This window comes from Clostridium sp. (assembly GCF_050717635.1).
Lineage (GTDB): Bacteria > Bacillota > Clostridia > Clostridiales > Clostridiaceae > Clostridium_AD.
Genome location: NZ_JBOITO010000025.1, coordinates 45,709 through 63,951, shown reverse-complemented (window position 1 = coordinate 63,951; position 18,243 = coordinate 45,709). Strand labels below are relative to the sequence as shown.

Here is an 18,243-nt window from a genome sequence, read left to right as displayed (position 1 = left end):
TATTATAATACAATATTCTATAATAATGTATTATAATATTAAATGTAGCTTTTATATTAAATAAGCTATACAAATAAAATTAATGTAATTATAAAGGAGAGTCAAGAATGATAATTTCTAGTGAATCATATATTGATACTATAGCAGAAGATTTAAGATATGTTAAGCTACTAGCTAGCAAGTATCCTACAATTCCAGATGCTTGTACGGAAATTATAAATCTACAAGCTATCCTAAATTTGCCTAAGGGAACTGAACATTTTCTTACAGATATTCATGGTGAATATGAATCCTTTACTCATGTTCTTAGGAATGCTTCTGGTGTAATAAAACGAAAAATTAATGATATTTTTGGTACTTCACTTAGAGAAACAGAAAAAAAAGAACTTGCAACCGTTATTTACTATCCCGAACAAAAGTTAGACATAGCGCTTAGAGAAGAAGATGATATAGAAGATTGGTACAAAATCACACTTCATAAACTTATTAAAATTTGTAGAGCAGTCTCCTCTAAATATACTAGATCTAAAGTCAGGAAAGCACTGCCACAAGATTTCTCTTATATTATTGAAGAATTACTCCATGAACAACAAAACACTTTTAATAAACAGGAATATTACAACGAAATTATTCAGACCATAATTAAAACTGGTAGAGCTAAAGAATTTATAGTTGCTATTGCAAACCTAATTCAAAGACTAACTATAGATAGACTCCATATTTTAGGAGACATTTATGACCGAGGTCCTGGAGCGCATATAATCTTAGATACTCTTATAAAGTATCACTCTATTGATATACAATGGGGTAATCACGACATACTTTGGATGGGAGCTGCCGCGGGGTCTGACAGTTGCATTGCAAATGTACTTCGTATTTCAACAAGATATGCAAATTTAGATACAATCGAGGAAGGTTATGGTATTAACTTATTGCCTCTTGCAACTTTTGCTTTAGATTTTTATGGGAATGACCCTTGCAAATCTTTTAAGCCAAAAATTTTTCCAGAAAATAATTATAGAGAAAAAGATCTTAACCTAATGTCGCAAATGCATAAAGCTATTTCCATAATTCAATTTAAACTTGAAGGTCAAGTAATAAAAAGGCGTCCACATTATGAAATGCAAGATAGGCTTCTTCTCCATGAGATAGACTATGAAAAGGGTTGCATAAATATTGACGGAAAAGAGTATAAGCTAAATGATACTAATTTCCCAACTATTGACCCAACTGACCCCTATAGATTAACTGAAGATGAAAGAGAACTTATTAACAAACTTAAATCTTCTTTCTCCAACAGTGAAAAACTCCAGAAACACGTACGTTTCTTATATTCGAAGGGTAGTATGTACTTAAAGTACAACTCCAATTTGCTTTATCATGGTTGCATAGCATTAAACCAAGATGGTAGTTTTAAAAAAATGAGAATAGATAATGTTATATATAGTGGAAAAACATATATCGATAGAACTGAACGAGTGGCAAGAGAAGCTTATTTTGGCAAAAGCGATTCAGAATCTAAACTTTATGCACTAGACACCATATGGTATTTGTGGTGTGGTTCCAATTCTCCCCTATTTGGTAAAGATAAAATGACTACATTTGAGAGATATTTTATAAATGACAAAAGTACTCATATAGAAATTAAAAATCCATACTATAAATATAGGGATGATGAAACAATTTGCAACAATATATTGACTGAATTTGATTTGCCTATCAATAACTCACACATTATAAATGGTCACGTCCCAGTAAAAACTAAACAAGGTGAGAGCCCTATAAAAGCTAACGGTAAACTTTTAGTTATTGATGGCGGTTTTTCTAAGGCTTACCAACCGCAAACAGGTATAGCTGGATATACTCTTATTTATAATTCCTATGGACTACTTTTAGCATCACATGCTCCTTTTGAATCTAGACAAAAAGCTATCGATGAAGGTAAGGATATCTTATCGTCTACTATAGTTTTAGAAACAGCTACAAGCCGCAAACGTGTAATAGATACAGATGTTGGCCTAGAAATAAAAGAGCAAATTAAAGATTTAGAGTTGCTACTTACAGCATATAGAAAGGGCCTTATTAAAGAACAAAGGTAATATTCATAAAACTTTTAAAAACCACTTGGGAGTTCCCAAGTGGTTTTTATTTATTATATATATTAAAATTTATTCAGAAAGTGTTAAATCTATTTCTATTGTTTTACCATTCCTAACTAATTCTACTTTAACTATATCCCCAGCATTATGGGTATTTTTCAAAGCATTTAATTCGTCCACAGTTTTAACCTTTTTACCATCAAACCCTGTGATAACATCCTTATTTTTAATACCATATTTTTCTGCTGCACTATCCTTTTGAACTTGCCTAACTAGTACTCCAACTGGCAAATTGTATTTTTCTGAAATATCTTGAGTAATTACTTCGCAAGTAATTCCTATGGTAAGAACTTGCTTGGTTAAACTATCCATTTTAGGCTTCACTGTATTAATTGGTATTGCAAAACCTAATCCTTCTACGCCTACCTCTTGCTGACTCATCGTAGAACTTATCTTCGCAGTATTTATTCCTATAACTTGCCCCTTAGTATTCACTAGTGGTCCACCACTATTACCTGGATTAATAGCTGCATCTGTTTGAATAAATTTCAATTCCTTATTTTCAATGCTTACTTGTCTATTAACCGCACTAATAATGCCTGTAGTAACAGATCCTATAAGTTCTTTCCCTAGAGGATTTCCTATTGCTACCACTGATTCCCCTACTTCAAGATTATCAGAATCTCCGAATTCAGCCACGCCAGGAATTTTAGCATTGTCCGGCAGTTTAATTACAGCTACATCTGCTGCTTCATCGAAGTTTACTACTTTTGCAGAAACTTCATTTCCATCACTAAGCATAACTTTAATACTTTGTGCTCCACTCACAACATGGTAATTTGTCAAAATATATCCAGTTTTACTAAATATCATACCTGTTCCTACCCCTTCACCACGAGAGCTTTTAGAAGAAATTGCAACTACTGCTGGGCTTACTTTTTTTACAATTTCAGGTACACTTAAATTTTCTGTAGTACTGGTAGTAACAAGCTTTGCGCTTGAATCGCTAGTGCTTTTTGTAGTAGCCGCTTTAGGTACACTAGTATTATTTGTACCATTTGTATTTTTCATCATATTCATTGTAACAATACCAGAACCTATACCTCCAAGTGTCGAACATATTGCACCTACTATTATGTAGGACATTATTCTATTTTTCATACCGCCTTTATTCTTTTTCACTTTTTCTTGGCTTACTTCTGTATAATTATTATTTTCTAATACAATAGGTTCAGTTTCACTTGAATAACTCATATTCTCACTTACATTGTTATTCTCATAGCTAATTGTATTTTCGTCTATTTCGTTTATTTTATCATTATCCACATTTTCATTCATATATTTTCCTCCTTTTATACTGCGCGTTTTATCACTAATTATATATTAATACATTTATGTTACAGTTTAATGTCAAATTTATTAACAAACCTTTAACTAGTTAACAATTAATTTAAGATATGTTAGATAATACTTAGAATTAACAATATAAAATTGGCTTATCTGTTTAAGATAAGCCAATAAGTTAAATATATATTAATTAAAATTATACGATATTTTTTTCAGCATATAACTTAATTATATTGAGTATTACTTCAACAGCTTTTTCCATGGCATATGTAGGTATAAACTCATATTTGCCATGAAAATTTTGTCCACCTGTAAATATATTCGGTGTTGGAAGTCCCATAAATGAAAGCCTTGCTCCATCTGTACCACCTCTAATAGGTACCATTATAGGATTTACCCCCGCTTCTTTCATAGCCAAAAATGCTGTATCTACAATATGTTTAACTGGTTCTATTTTTTCTTTCATATTAAAATATTGATCCACAAGTTCTATTTCAACTGTGCCACTTCCATATTTATTGTTTAATTTATCTACTACGTTTTTTATAAATATCTTTCTATTTTCAAAGTTTTCGCTATTAAAATCTCTTATAATATATTGAAGTTTTGTCTCTTCAACTTCACCATTAATACTGGTAAGATGATAGAATCCTTCATAACCTTCTGTAGTACTTGGTGTCTCATTTTGTGGTAGAGAACTCATGAGTTCATTTGCTATAAGTGTAGAGTGAATCATCTTTCCTTTTGCTGAACCCGGATGAACATTTCGTCCATGGATATAAATTTTTGCTCCTGCAGCATTAAAATTTTCGTACTCTAATTCTCCAATAGTTCCCCCATCCATAGTATATGCAAAATCAGCATCAAATTTTTTCACATCAAATAAATCTGCGCCACGCCCTACCTCTTCGTCTGGTGTAAACCCAATACAAACTATACCATGTGGTGTTTTAGGATTATCCATTAAATATTCTACAGCTGACATAATCTCAGAAATTCCAGCTTTATCATCAGCACCAAGTAAGGTAGTTCCATCTGTGGTTATAAGAGTCTTTCCTATGTAATTCTTTAATTCAGGAAAATCTTTTGGCGATAGTACTATGTTGCTTTCTTCATTTAATATTATGTCTTCTCCATCGTAATTTTCAATAAATTTAGGTTTAACATTTTCACCTGACATATCTGGTGCAGTATCCATATGTGCTATAAATCCTATAGTTGGTACAGCTTTTTCTAAATTCGATGGAATAGTTGCCATAACGTATCCATTACCATCTACACTAGCATTGTTTATACCCATAGCTTTTAGTTCTGCTACTAGTTCAGTGGCAAGTACCATTTGGCCCTCTGTGCTTGGCACAGTAGTTGATTCCTCATCTGATTTAGTACTGTAACTTACATATTTTAAAAATTTTTCTACAACTTTTGACATATGATCATCTCCTCATTTATAATCAAATGGTCTTAAAAAAATTATCAATTAATTTCTCTGCCATTCTTTTTTGCATATTTGCTTTATTAATAAGTAATAATACCATTAATATAAGTTCTATTAACTCTCCATCCTCTTTTCCCATTTTTTTAATTTTAACTTTGATATATTCAGAATATTTATCTACATCAAGTACAAACTCTTGGTTCTGAACTTCCTTTATATCTAAAAAATTGTTATATAAATCTTCTAATGACATGCTTGTATCTTTGGAGGTTTTTACATCAATAATAGAATTAAAAATTGTATTAATATCACTGATAGATATAGTCTGCTTTAAATTATAAATAAGAGTAAGTAATATCATGTGTTCGTTAGTATACTTCTTATTTTTTGCTGGTATCAAAATCTTACCTTTAGTATAGTTATTAATCATTGTTTTAGTAAGAATTTTGTCTTCATCATTCCTTTTAAGACTTGAGAGCTTTTCATCAAAAAAGGTAGTGACTTGATCCATATATAAATCTACACAAGGTATTTCCATTAAACTAACATCTTTTGCTCCTATAATCTCTTTCACTAATCCATCTAAAGTTTCCTTGGTATAATCCATTTATTTCACCTCCCCTTCATTATATAGTAGATAACGTGCAAGCTATACTATACTCATAATATATAATTACAGGTAGTCTATAAATGCTATTATACTCTAAATTTACAGTATTTTAAAGCTATATGAAGTAATACGCTAATAATTTAACCTATTGCCACAATTCACTATAATTATAGCTATTTTCGTTGTTGATATACGTTACTTTCTATTGTAGTATTAATATATATAACATGTAGTTTTTAAGACTACGTTAAATATTGTTTTAATCAGTAAAATGTATTTAATAATCACATAATAAATTATATCCATGGCTCGGGCTTTTATACCTTGTTCATGAGATATTACAAGGGGTGATCCATTTGTTATCAAAATTTAGAGAACCTATAAGTAGTCTTACACATTTAGTTGGTGCCTTTTTATCAGTAATAGGGTTGATTTTTTTAATTAAATTTTCCCTAGATACCTCAAATTGGTACAACACCATTATACTTGCAGTATTTGGAATCAGTTCAATATTACTTTATTCTGCAAGCTCAACCTACCATAAGTCTACATCTTCAAAAAAGGTTATCAAAATACTTAGAAGAGTGGATCATTCTATGATCTATGTTCTAATTGCAGGAACATATACCCCTATATGTTTAATTGCTTTAAAAGGCAGCGTAGGTACCTATCTTTTCATAGGTATATGGCTTTTAGCTTTTATAGGAATTCTTTTGAAGATAGTTTGGTTTGACGCACCCAGATGGTTATACACTCTATTTTATATCTTAATGGGTTGGATTTCTGTTTTTGCTATTGTGCCTATTATAAAAGCTATTTCCTTAGGTGGTTTTATGTGGCTACTCGGTGGTGGTCTCTTTTATACAGTAGGTGGTATTATATATGCCACTAAACGTCCTAAAATAAACCTAAAGTTTTTTGGATTTCACGAAATATTTCACATCTTTATTATGTTAGGAAGTTTATGTCATTTTATACTTATGTTCAAATATATAATGTACATTAACTAATTTGCAATAGTTATTATTGGATGGTAAAATTATAATTAATAATTTTACAGAAAGTAGGGATATTAATTATGATAAACTTATCAGATGGTACAACATTTGAAACTTATTTAGACCAATCAAAGCTTAACTATGGTGAGATACAACTTACTGCTTATAATTCTACTTATCTATCCTTAGTCACTAAAGAATCGTTGAAAATTATAAATCGCACTGTCAATGTAGCTGTTTTTTCCGAAGGATACTGTCCTGATTGCATTGTTACCCTACCCTTCATTAAGAGAATGGCGGAAGAAAACAAAAATATAAACTTATATTGTTTCCCCAAAACTGGGTACGAAACTTTTCTAGAAGAATGCACTGGCGATGCAAGAATTCCAACTATCATAACCTTTGATGGTGAGATGAATCCTAAAGGTGCCTACGTAGAGTTTCCCAAAAAAATGTTAGATAAAATGGCTTCATTAAAAAATGAAGAAAAGAAAAACACAATTAATGATTATAGGCAAGGAAAATATAATTACATGATTGAAGAAGAACTTTTAGATATATTACAATAAACATCTTCAAAAAATAAACACCTTTAATATTATACAAATATTAAGAGTGTTTATTTATTAATTCTAAATCCTTGAACTAAACCCTAGCGGACCTAAACTTAATCTTAGAGGTTTTATTAAAATTACTTTTACCATTTAAGAATTCACAATAAGGCGCTATAGGGCACTCCTCACAATTAGGTTTTCTAGCTTTACATATTTTTCGCCCATGCCATATAAGATAATGATGAGCATCACTCCAACTTTTTTTAGGAATGTTTTTCATGAGCTCTTGCTCTACCTCTTCAACATTTTTCCCGAAAGCAAGACCAATTCGTTTTGAAACTCTAAAAACGTGAGTATCTACAGCTATAGCTGGAATACCAAAAGCATTAGATAATACTACGTTAGCAGTTTTTCTACCTACACCGTTAAGCTCTGTTAATTCTTCCATACTGCTCGGTACTTCTCCATTATGTTTTTCTAATAAAATTTTTGTAGCCGCTAAAATATTTTTACTCTTATTATTATAAAATCCACAGCTTTTAATTTTTTCACCTAATTCCACCGGAGATAAAGTAATCATAGTTTCTGGCGTATTGTACCTGGTGTATAGCTCTTTTGTAACAATATTCACTCGCTCATCTGTGCATTGTGCTGATAGTATGGTAGAAACTAAAAGTTCATAATGATTTGCAAAATCAAGACCACATTTTGCTCCAGCGTATGTCTCATTAAGAATCTCTAACACTGCTTTGATATTTTTTTTGATCATTTAGTACCGATTCCTTTAGCTCTTAATTTTTGAAACATATCAGTAGTCATTTTTGCTAAATCATATTTAGCATTAAAACCCCACTCATTCACAGCACAAGTTGGATCAATTGAGTTTGGCCATGAATCAGCAATTCCTTGTCTTTCTGGATCAACATCATACTCCATTTTAAATCCCGGTATGTGCTTTTTAATTTCATCAGCTATTTCTTCTGGTGCAAAACTCATAGCTGCAATATTAAATGCATTCCTATGAATTAATTTTGATCCATCAGCTTCCATTAAATCAATTATTGCATTTATTGCATCTGGCATATACATCATATCCATTTTTGTTCCTTTTGCAATAAAAGAAGTATATTTACCTGACTTTAATGCTTCATAATATATATCCACTGCATAATCAGTTGTTCCTCCTCCTGGGAGAACTTCATAAGAAATTAGCCCCGGAAAACGTACTCCTCTTGTATCAACTCCAAACTTTTTACAGTAATAATCACATAACAATTCTCCTGCAACTTTATTTACACCGTACATAGTTGTGGGCCTTTGTATTGCATCTTGAGGGGTATTATCTTTAGGTGTAGATGGTCCAAATGCGCCTATAGAACTTGGTGTAAAGAACGAAAGCTTAAGTTCTCTAGCAACTTCTAAAGCATTTACAAGCCCACCCATATTTATATTCCAAGCTAGTTGTGGTTTTGCTTCCGCTGTTGCTGATAATAGTGCTGCTAAATGAATCAATGTGTCTATTTCATATTTTTTGCAAAGTAAAAGCATAGTTTTATGATCAGTCACATCTAATAACTCAAAAGGCCCGGTGGTAACTACCGGGCTATCCTCTAGTTTTTTTAAATCTGTAGCTATTACATTATTACTACCATAAACTTCTCTCATCGCCATTACTAGTTCTGAACCTATTTGTCCTAAGGCTCCTGTTACCAATATTTTTTTCATATGTTCCCTCCAAATCTTAATAAATATTTAGTCTATTTTATTATTTTATTATTTTATTATTTTATTATTTGCATTTCTCTGCCAACTTTTGCATAAATAGCTAGTGCTTCATCTAACATTTCTTTTGTATGAGATGCTGTAGGCATATTTCTTACCCTCCCAGTTCCTTTTCTAACAGTTGGGAATACTATTGATTTTGCGTAAACCCCTGCTTCAAAAAGTCGTTTACTAAATTCTTGTGTTTTAACTTCATCACCTATTATACATGGAGTAATTGGGGTTTCACTATTTCCAATATCAAATCCAAGATCTTTTAACCCCTTCTTCAAATAATTAGCATTTTCCCAAAGTTTATCATTAAGCTCAGTACTTTCTGTTAGAATATTAATAGCTTCTATAGCAGCACCTGCTGATCCAGGAGTTAGTGATGTTGAAAATAAGAATGGTCTAGCCCTAACCATGAGCCAATCAATTAAATCTTTTGATCCTGCTACATATCCGCCTACAACTCCAATTGCCTTTGACAGCGTTCCAATTTGAAAATCTATTTTATCTGATAGGTTAAAGTGATGTACAGTACCCGCACCACTCCCAAGTACTCCTGAGCCATGAGCATCATCTACATATGTTATTAAGTCAAACTCCTCTGCAATCTTAACAATTTCCGGAAGCTTTGCAATGTCACCGTCCATAGAGAATACACCATCAGTGATTACCATAATTTTTTCATATAAACCTGATTCTACTGCTTCTTTTGCCTTATTTCTTAAATCTAGCATATCAGCGTGTTCAACTCTTATAATTTTTGCACCGGATAATCTACACCCATCTATTATTGATGCGTGATTTAATGAATCCGAAAGAATTGCATCTTTTTTACTCATTACTGCTGAAATTGCACCCATATTGCAATTGAAGCCTGACTGAAATGCAATAGCTGCCTCTGTATGTTTAAATTTAGCAAGTTTTTGTTCTAAATCTGTATGAATTTCCGAAGTACCATTAATTGTTCTAACCGCACCTGCTCCTGCACCATATTTCTTAGTTGCTGCAATGGTAGCTTCAATAAGTCTAGGATTAGTTGCAAGACCTAAATAATTATTTGAAGAAAGGTTAATTAATTTTTTATCCCCTATAGTAATAACAGGTCCATTAGGACCTTTCAACACATTTATTTCATTATACAAACCTTTACTTTTTAAATCTTCTAAATTTTCTTTTAAGTATTTTCCTAGCATTTTGCTTCCCATAGTAACATACCTCCAACCTTTTATTTTGTAAATTCACATAAGATTTTATGTGAATTTTATATTTAATTACAACTCTATTATATCTCACTTAAGTACAAAATACTTATTTAAATTATATAATTCTTTATAATTTATTGCATATGATATTTATATCTGCTTTGTATGGTGTAAAATCTTATATAAAAAGGTTCTATTTTCTTTATTATGTTAAATTAATGAAATTTTTCCTTCATTTTTTTAACAATTATATATTACTTTAGATTCCTAAACTCCAATAAAAAAAACAAGGTTTTAGTTTTCACACCAAAATTCTTGTTTATTTACATTACTCTAAATATACTCCCCTATACTGCTCTGGTAGCAGTATAGCGATACTACACATTACATCATGCATTACTCTATCATGATACTGGTTTTTGTCTTCATCTTCATTTTTACTTGGAATTATAATAGGATCACCAACATTAATATTTACATCTGCATGATGAAATCTTTCAGAGGCCATGTCACCATTTTTATCTATAGGTAGCAATAGTTCCGTTCCCCATATTCCCATTGGAAGTATTGTTGCCTTTGATAATTTAGCCATTAATAAAAGACCCTTCTTGCCCTCTATCATTTTTCCATTCCTACTCCTGGTTCCTTCTGGAAAAATCATAATATTGTTGCCTTGCTTTAGGGTACTAATAATTTTTGATATAGCTTCTTTATCTGCAGAATTCGGTTTTATATTTATAGTCTTAGCCACATGAAAACCTAGTTTGGTAAGCTTATTATCTGTTAATTTTACACCAGCAACAAAAGTTACATTATTATCCTTTAATAGTTTATTCATAATTATACCATCTGCATTACTTAAATGATTGCATATGAAAATTATTGGGGATTTTGTTGCATTAATTTTTTCCATTCCATTAGTTTTTATATTTGCATACTTATTAATATACGTGTCTAGCAATCTTTTAGCTATCAAAGTTACAGTCTTGTCCGGTAAAAAGTCTATTATTTTTAACAATACTTTCGAAACCATTAGAATTCCACCTTTCACAAAAAATCCTTATAAAATTATTATAGTTTGAAAATCTTTAAAAGTCTATAATAATAATCTCTTATATAAGGCGATGTATCCTTCTCCATAGTTTTAATTTTAACTTTTCCAATAGAAATGGCATTAATAAGTGCATTTCTTTTAAGAATATTTTTACCTCTCCAGCCGCAAGAAGTTATTTTGTATTTCTCTTTAAACTCTTGATTATTAGTTACCATTAACCCTTTAAGGTTATTGCAACTCATATGTTCATAGGGCTTGAACTCACTAAGATCACTAAACACTATTCCGCTGTTATATGGGCAGGCTTCCTGACAAGTATCACAACCAAATAATCTACCATTTAATTTTTCAAACCAAAAATCCTCTATATCTTTTTTTTGAGTTATATAGGCTAGACAAATATTCGAATTATTATTTATTCCAAGTGTTCCCTCAACTATAGAACTTGTAGGGCACGCTTTCAAACATATATTACAATCACCACATTTTGTCATAACTTTTTCATCGGGCATCATTATTAAATCTGTTATAATTTCTCCTAAAAAAACATAAGATCCGTACTTTTCTGTTATTAGTGCGTTATTTTTCCCTATGAATCCTACCCCACTGCTGCACGCAATATATCTCTCTGGTAGCGCATTACTATCCACAAAACTCATAGCTTTACCACCTATAGATTCAATAAATTTACAAATTTTATTCATATACTCCGTTGTTACAACATGATAATCTCTTCCTAGCGTATATTTCGAAAAATGAGCACTTTTATTAAAATCCGAATTATATAGATATGGAAACGCTATAGAAATTATAGTTTTTCCTTCCTTCATATATAAAAAAGGATTTATTCTCTTATCTATACTATGCTCCTCAAACTGATTTTCCAGCCCTAGCTTTTTTCTTTTCTCAAAATAAGGATTTAGCTCATGATAAATTCTACATTCGCTAAATCCAATTGTGTCCAACCCTTGTTTTTTACAGTACTCTATTATTTCTTCCTTAATACTCATATTGTCAGTCCTTTTTATATTATCATATCATTGTAGATTCTTTTAGTGTTCCCTAAATAGTCCTTAATCTCTATTATAGTTACAGTTTTTCCAAAAATCTCTCTAGCTGGAATACCTACAGCAGTTGACCTAGCTAATACATCTTTAAGAACTACAGCATTGGCTCCAATTTTACTACCAGCTCCTATGCTAATTGGCCCCAAAATCTTAGCACCAGCGCCCACAACAACATCGTTCTCTATAGTAGGATGTCTTTTGCCTTTATCCTTACCTGTTCCGCCTAGTGTAACTCCTTGATACAAGGTTACATTATCCCCTATTTCTGTAGTTTCTCCGATAACTACTCCCATTCCATGGTCTATAAATAATCTTTTCCCTATTGTAGCACCTGGATGAATTTCTATTCCAGTGAAAAATCTAGCTATTTGAGATAGTGCCCTGGATATAAAATAAATTTTATGCTTATATAGAAAATGAGCTATTCTATATAATATTATAGCATGAATAGACGGATATAATAATATTACTTCAACCCAGTTATTCGCTGCTGGATCTTTGTCTAATATATTTTTAATTTCATTTTTTATTATTTTATACATATTATTCGCCCCCTATAAATCCTGTAACTTTAATCATAAATCCCCATAGAAATATATTTTTCTCCTCCATCAGGCGAAACAGTAACAACTTTCTTACCCTTGCCTAATCGTTTAGCAATTTTTATAGCTGCCGCAATATTTGCGCCTGTTGAGATTCCAACGAGTATTCCTTCTTCTTTAGCCATTAGTTTTGCCATTTCAAAAGCTTCTTCATCAGATACTTTCATTATCTCATCCACCACGCCACTATCATAAATATCTGGTGTGAATCCTGCACCTATTCCTTGTATTTTATGTGGACCCGGTTCTCCTCCTGATAGTACAGGAGATTTTTCTGGTTCAACCGCAACTACTTTAATATCACTCTTAATTTCTTTAAGCCTTTTCCCTACCCCAGTAATTGTTCCACCAGTACCTACCCCTGCTACAAAACTGTCTACATCTTCTATATCGCTAATAATTTCTTCCGCAGTAGTGGCATAGTGTTTTTCTGGATTTGCTAAATTAATAAATTGTTGTGGTATAAAAAAGCTAGGATTTCCCTCTGCTATTTCCTTTGCTCTATTTATAGCACCCTTCATACCTTTTGTTCCATCTGTAAGCACAAGTTGTGCTCCATATGCCTTAATTAAGTTCCTTCTTTCAACGCTCATGGTATCTGGCATAACAATGATTACCGTGTATCCTTTAACTATTCCAATCATAGCTAAGGCTATCCCCATATTTCCGCTGGTTGGCTCAACTATAGTATATCCATCTTTTAATAATCCGAGTTTTTCAGCTTTTTCTATCATCCCAAGAGCCGCCCTATCTTTTATGCTTCCAGCTGGATTAAATTTTTCTAGTTTTACAAATATATCAGCCATGTTACCCTCAACCAATTTATTTAATTTTAATATTGGTGTTGCTCCTATCATATCTAAAACGTTGTTATACATCATAATAATATCCCTCCAAATTTATAATTAGTAAATCATTTTTAAAAATCTATTTATACATCTCTAATATATTATTTTAAATATTTTTGGGTACAAAAAAAACTCCCTCTATTTTAGAGACGAAGTTTTGCTTCGTGGTCCCACTCTAATTTATAACCACTTTAGTGATTATAAAGCCACTTTTTTTCAAGCACAGCGCTATGCTCTATCACAATAACGGGCGAATCCCGATGCAGCCTACTATATTCGGTGCATAACTCCAAAGGGCACTTCATATAAGTTTTCCATAAGAATCTTCTCAGCTTTAGATTCTCGCTCTGTATGCTCTTCTTATATTACTTTCCTTCTTCTAAGTATTTCCTAGTATTTTAGTATGAATTACTTTAACTTTATTATATTATATTCCCAGTATTAAAATATGTCAACACTTTTTTATTTATTCACAACATAAAATTTTTTAATAAAAAACTGTTAGAATAAACTAACAGTTAAATCCTCAAAACTCTCCTCACTAACCTTCGTAATTCTTTAAGTATTGTGAGATGCTAATGCCTACACTAAGACTGTGCATTACTACATTTTCAGAAGTATCATTTCCATAAGCTACATTCCCACATGCGAATATCCCATCTATATTAGTTTGTGAATTTTCATCCAATCCAATTTGACCAGTTAACGAATTAATTAATATTTTTGCTTTAAGTGCTAGTTCATTATCAGGATATAAATCTACAGATAAAAGTAGTGCATCACAGATCATATATTCTTCACTGCCTTTAATAACTTCATTATTATCATCTAGCTTCACTAATGTAACACCCTTAATCCTATTTTTCCCTTCAATCGCAACTATCTTATGCTTTGTTCGTAATGGTATATTAAAGTCACTCAAAAACACACCTAGTTTTTTATCAGTTACATTAATAGCATCATTACTTTCAACCACCACTTTAACATTAGCTCCTTCTATTGAAAGCCGGCTTGCCATTCTTAATGCAATATCTCCTGTACCTAATACAACTATCTCTTTTCCTGGCATATATCCTTCTATATTTATAAACTTTTGCACTGTCCCTACAGTGTATATACCTGCGCATCTGCTACCTGGTATATTCAGAAATCCTCTTGGTCTTTCTCTGACGCCAGTAGCAATTATTATAGCTCTTGATTTTATTTTAAAGGTTCCATCCTCAGAATTAACTGCATTAATTTCTTTATCATGGTTTAGACTTAATACCGTAGTATTCAATTTGTAGGAAATATTTAACTTACTTACTTTATCTACAAACTTTTGCACATATTCTGGTCCCGTCAAATCTTCACCAAAAACTTCCATACCAAATCCATTATGAATACATTGATTTAAATTCCCCCCAAGTTCATCTTCTCTTTCTAAAATCAAAATTTTACTATCATAATGTTCTTTAGCTGAAATGGCAGCTGCAAGACCTGCTGGCCCACCGCCAATTACTACTATGTCATATTGTTGCATTTCATAGCCTCCAGTATTATAGTATTTATTATTAACAATCCATTATGAAACATATTAAATCATCTTCTGCGAAGCTAAAATATAATTAAATACACGCAAAAACCTGTGAAAATAATTTCACAGGTTTTATTTGGCAGGGGTAGTAGGGGTCGAACCTACAACCAATGGTTTTGGAGACCACTACTCTACCAACTGAGCTATACCCCTTTATTCGCGTATTAAATTTTAAAGTGGCAGGGATAGTAGGGGTCGAACCTACAACCAATGGTTTTGGAGACCACTACTCTACCAACTGAGCTATATCCCTAAAATACATCCAAATTATATCATGTATTTTTATTATATGCAAGTATTTTTTATATTTAGCATATTACCTTTTCTTTTTTTATTTTTTAGGATAAACTATCTAGTGAGGTGAAACTTATGGAGTTTATAGTAACGTCAGTAGAAGAAACTTATAAAATAGGAAAATTAATAGGATTGCTTGTAAATCCAGGCGATATAATATGCTTAATTGGCGACTTAGGCACTGGCAAAACTCAAATAGCTAAAGGGATTGCACGTGGGTTAGACATTGAAGACCATATTACAAGCCCCACATTTACTATTGTAAATGAATATACAGGTCGTTTAAAATTATATCATTTTGATGTGTATAGAGTAAATGACCCTGATGAAATAGCCTCTATAGGCTTTGATGAATATATATTTAGCGATGCCGTTAGCATAATTGAATGGGCTAATTATATTGAAGAATTGATTCCACCAGATAATTTAACTATCACCATTGAAAAATCAATAGAATTTGGAGACGATTATAGAAAAATCAATATTCAATATTCAGATAGAAGATATGATTATATAAAGGAGCTAAAACTATGAAAATTTTAAGTTTAGATTCTGCTACAGAATCTGCAACCTGTGCTATTCTTGATGATAGCAGGGTGCTTTCTGAAATAACCTTTAATTGTAAAAAACAGCATGCTCAAATACTTTTGCCAATAATCGATGAACTTTTTAAAAGTACTGGAATGAGTATAAGTGATATTGATGGTTTTGTAGTGTCGAAAGGTCCGGGTTCTTTTACAGGACTTCGAATAGGACTTGCCACCATTAAAGGCTTGTGTCAAGGCTCAAAAAAACCTTTTGTAACTGTCTCAACCCTAGATTCACTAGCATATAACTTAGCATATACAGACGGAATTATTTGTCCTATACTAGATGCACTAAGAGATAATGTTTATACAGCCTTATATAACTTTAATGATAACAAACTTAATAGAATAAGCGATTATATGAACGTGTCTTTAAATGAACTAATAAATATTTTAAAAGAAAAAAATTGCCATATTTCATTTGTAGGTGCTGGTACTTTGAAATTTAGAGAAAGACTTCTAACACAGTTATCTAATATAAATTTTGCACCAGCCCATTTAAATTTAGCTAAGGCTTCTTCCCTTGGAGAATTAGGCCTTAAACTCCTATCAAGTGGAGTGAAAGATGATATATATTCATCAGTTCCTATTTATCTTAGAAAACCTCAAGCTGAAAGAGAATATGAAGAAAAAATGAGGCGTAGAAAAAATGAATAGTGATTTTAAAATATGTCCAATGGATGCTTCATCCATTAAGTCTATAATCAATATTAATCAGTTAAGCTTCCCAATTTCCTGGAGTTTAGAATCCCTTCAAAGTGAATTAGACAATAAATTCGCTAAATATGTAATATTAAAAAAGGGGAATTCTATAGTAGGTTATGGAGGAATGTGGATAATTATAGATGAAGCCCATATTACTAATATTGCAGTTCACCCCGCGGCTCGTGGTGTTGGTGCTGGAGACATGATTGTGGAAGCATTATTTAGAATTTGTAGAAAGCAAAAGGTTACAGCAATAACCTTAGAGGTTAGAAGCTCTAATTTTACAGCTATAAACTTATATGAAAAACATGGCTTTGAAAAGGTAAGCATTAGACCCCATTATTACGAAGATAATAGAGAAGATGCGGTAATTATGTGGAATAGAAACCTATAGAATGTATTATTAAACATTTACCAAAATATCTAATAATATGCTACAATGTAGGAGAATTGTTTTAGTGTATACATGTAATTTATTAAGCTATAATTCAAATTTAAAATTATTGGGATAGAGGTAACATTTATGAATAAGAAATTTATTTTAGCACTATTTTGCGCAATATTATTGGTTGGATGTAACTCTTCAACTAAACCTACTTCTGGTACAACAATTACAGTAACAGAGGATTCTAAGAGTGAATTACAAAAACCAGTGGATAAACCAACTAAAACTACACTTTTATCAACAACTTTTAAACAGCCAGTTGTTAGAACCTTTGAACTGAATGAAACTGTAGCGAAAGAAGTACCAATTCTTATGTATCACCATCTACTAAAGAAAAGGGAGAACACATTTACTAACAATGGTGTAGTACTTAACCTTGAAAATTTTAAGGAGCAAATGGATTACTTACATAATAATAAATATACCACAATAAATCTAGCAGAACTTGAGCAGTGGGTTTTAGGTAATATAGACCTACCTAAAAAAACTGTATGTATAACCTTTGATGATGGATACTTAAGTAACTATATTTATGCATATCCTATTTTAAAGAAATATAATTTTAAGGCAGCAATTTTCTTAATTACATCCTATATTAAGGATGACAGTGTGGAATTCGCTTCTCAAAAACAACAGTTCTTAAACCGGGATGATATTAGTAAGACTGATGATGTATTTGAATATTCAAACCATACTCATAATTTACATAAATCCGAGAATGGTAAAGGTTATTTAATTACAAAACCTATAGACCTTGTAAAAAAAGATTTATTGAAAAATATAGAACTAACCGGTAGCCCTTATTTTTCTTATCCTTATGGACACTATAACGATGATGTATTAGCTCTTCTTCCGGAAATAGGCATACGAATGGCTGTTACTGTTAAAAACGGTACTGTAAAGAAAGGAGATTCCTTATTAAAACTCAAGAGATATGGAATATATCCTAAAACAACTATATCTATATTTAAAAATATGGTTAATGGTGAATAATAAACAAAAGGGGTGCTACATCTATAATTACTTTATAGGTGCAGCATCCCTTTT

Annotated in this window: 18 protein-coding genes, 2 tRNA genes and 1 other annotated feature; of the genes, 7 read left to right on the top strand and 13 right to left on the bottom strand. The window is 31.5% G+C overall.

The annotated features are described in order from the left end of the window. The first annotated feature begins 107 nt into the window (after positions 1–107). Entirely contained in the window at positions 108–2,099 is a 1,992-nt protein-coding gene (locus ACREWB_RS11095) for a fructose-1,6-bisphosphatase (RefSeq protein ID WP_431547501.1), read from the top strand. A gap of 69 nt (positions 2,100–2,168) precedes the next feature. On the opposite strand, the gene ACREWB_RS11090 is transcribed toward ACREWB_RS11095, so the two are convergent. The 3 genes from ACREWB_RS11090 to ACREWB_RS11080 all read right to left on the bottom strand — a co-directional run bounded on the left by ACREWB_RS11090 (position 2,169) and on the right by ACREWB_RS11080 (position 5,491). Further along, a complete protein-coding gene (locus ACREWB_RS11090; protein ID WP_431547500.1) occupies positions 2,169–3,437 on the bottom strand; it encodes a S1C family serine protease in 1,269 nt (422 codons plus the stop codon). Positions 3,438–3,642: 205 nt separating this feature from the next. Next, positions 3,643–4,878, bottom strand: a complete 1,236-nt coding sequence (gene pepT, locus ACREWB_RS11085; RefSeq protein WP_431547499.1) for a peptidase T — start codon at positions 4,876–4,878, stop codon at positions 3,643–3,645. Between the two features lie 22 nt (positions 4,879–4,900). Then, the gene (locus ACREWB_RS11080) at positions 4,901–5,491 is read right to left on the bottom strand and encodes a DUF1836 domain-containing protein (RefSeq protein ID WP_431547498.1); all 591 of its coding nucleotides are present in this window, start codon (positions 5,489–5,491) and stop codon (positions 4,901–4,903) included. 359 nt (positions 5,492–5,850) lie between these two features. Here ACREWB_RS11080 and trhA point away from each other — a divergent pair, with 359 nt between their 5' ends. Together trhA and ACREWB_RS11070 are read left to right on the top strand one after the other, a co-directional pair. Beyond that, entirely contained in the window at positions 5,851–6,504 is a 654-nt protein-coding gene (trhA, locus tag ACREWB_RS11075; protein WP_431547497.1) for a PAQR family membrane homeostasis protein TrhA, read from the top strand. 68 nt (positions 6,505–6,572) lie between these two features. After that, entirely contained in the window at positions 6,573–7,061 is a 489-nt protein-coding gene (locus tag ACREWB_RS11070) for a thioredoxin family protein (protein WP_431547496.1), read from the top strand. A 76-nt stretch (positions 7,062–7,137) separates the two neighbouring features. Here the strand turns inward: ACREWB_RS11070 and nth are convergent, their stop codons facing one another. The 10 genes from nth to ACREWB_RS11020 all read right to left on the bottom strand — a co-directional run bounded on the left by nth (position 7,138) and on the right by ACREWB_RS11020 (position 15,418). Further along, positions 7,138–7,815 (bottom strand): endonuclease III, encoded by a 678-nt coding sequence (gene nth, locus ACREWB_RS11065; protein ID WP_431547495.1) that lies wholly within the window; start codon positions 7,813–7,815, stop codon positions 7,138–7,140. After that, positions 7,812–8,771, bottom strand: a complete 960-nt coding sequence (locus tag ACREWB_RS11060; RefSeq protein ID WP_431547494.1) for an L-threonine 3-dehydrogenase — start codon at positions 8,769–8,771, stop codon at positions 7,812–7,814. The genes nth and ACREWB_RS11060 overlap by 4 nt, the downstream gene beginning before the upstream one ends. Before the next feature lie 56 nt (positions 8,772–8,827). Further along, the gene (locus tag ACREWB_RS11055; RefSeq protein WP_431547493.1) at positions 8,828–10,021 is read right to left on the bottom strand and encodes a glycine C-acetyltransferase; all 1,194 of its coding nucleotides are present in this window, start codon (positions 10,019–10,021) and stop codon (positions 8,828–8,830) included. Positions 10,022–10,346: 325 nt separating this feature from the next. Next, positions 10,347–11,051: a lysophospholipid acyltransferase family protein gene (locus ACREWB_RS11050; RefSeq protein WP_431547492.1), complete on the bottom strand. Its 705-nt coding sequence runs from the start codon at positions 11,049–11,051 to the stop codon at positions 10,347–10,349. Positions 11,052–11,089: 38 nt separating this feature from the next. Next, positions 11,090–12,082, bottom strand: a complete 993-nt coding sequence (queG, locus tag ACREWB_RS11045) for a tRNA epoxyqueuosine(34) reductase QueG (protein ID WP_431547491.1) — start codon at positions 12,080–12,082, stop codon at positions 11,090–11,092. Positions 12,083–12,096: 14 nt separating this feature from the next. Continuing rightward, positions 12,097–12,681 (bottom strand): serine O-acetyltransferase EpsC, encoded by a 585-nt coding sequence (gene epsC, locus ACREWB_RS11040; RefSeq protein WP_431547490.1) that lies wholly within the window; start codon positions 12,679–12,681, stop codon positions 12,097–12,099. Positions 12,682–12,710: 29 nt separating this feature from the next. Further along, positions 12,711–13,622, bottom strand: coding sequence for a cysteine synthase A (cysK, locus tag ACREWB_RS11035; RefSeq protein ID WP_431547489.1), 912 nt, complete (start codon positions 13,620–13,622; stop codon positions 12,711–12,713). A 109-nt stretch (positions 13,623–13,731) separates the two neighbouring features. Next, positions 13,732–13,980, bottom strand: a binding site (T-box leader). Between the two features lie 150 nt (positions 13,981–14,130). After that, entirely contained in the window at positions 14,131–15,111 is a 981-nt protein-coding gene (locus ACREWB_RS11030; RefSeq protein ID WP_431547488.1) for an NAD(P)/FAD-dependent oxidoreductase, read from the bottom strand. 131 nt (positions 15,112–15,242) lie between these two features. Continuing rightward, positions 15,243–15,318: transfer RNA gene (locus ACREWB_RS11025), tRNA-Trp, on the bottom strand. Between the two features lie 24 nt (positions 15,319–15,342). Beyond that, positions 15,343–15,418: transfer RNA gene (locus tag ACREWB_RS11020), tRNA-Trp, on the bottom strand. Between the two features lie 116 nt (positions 15,419–15,534). Here ACREWB_RS11020 and tsaE point away from each other — a divergent pair. The 4 genes from tsaE (at position 15,535) to ACREWB_RS11000 (ending at position 18,189) form a co-directional block, all read left to right on the top strand. Continuing rightward, entirely contained in the window at positions 15,535–15,993 is a 459-nt protein-coding gene (gene tsaE / locus ACREWB_RS11015; protein WP_431547487.1) for a tRNA (adenosine(37)-N6)-threonylcarbamoyltransferase complex ATPase subunit type 1 TsaE, read from the top strand. Beyond that, a complete protein-coding gene (tsaB, locus tag ACREWB_RS11010) occupies positions 15,990–16,703 on the top strand; it encodes a tRNA (adenosine(37)-N6)-threonylcarbamoyltransferase complex dimerization subunit type 1 TsaB (protein ID WP_431547486.1) in 714 nt (237 codons plus the stop codon). The genes tsaE and tsaB overlap by 4 nt, the downstream gene beginning before the upstream one ends. Continuing rightward, positions 16,696–17,145, top strand: a complete 450-nt coding sequence (rimI, locus tag ACREWB_RS11005; protein WP_431547485.1) for a ribosomal protein S18-alanine N-acetyltransferase — start codon at positions 16,696–16,698, stop codon at positions 17,143–17,145. Before tsaB ends, rimI begins: the two co-directional genes overlap by 8 nt. Before the next feature lie 129 nt (positions 17,146–17,274). Next, a complete protein-coding gene (locus ACREWB_RS11000; protein WP_431547484.1) occupies positions 17,275–18,189 on the top strand; it encodes a polysaccharide deacetylase family protein in 915 nt (304 codons plus the stop codon). Positions 18,190–18,243 lie beyond the last annotated feature (54 nt).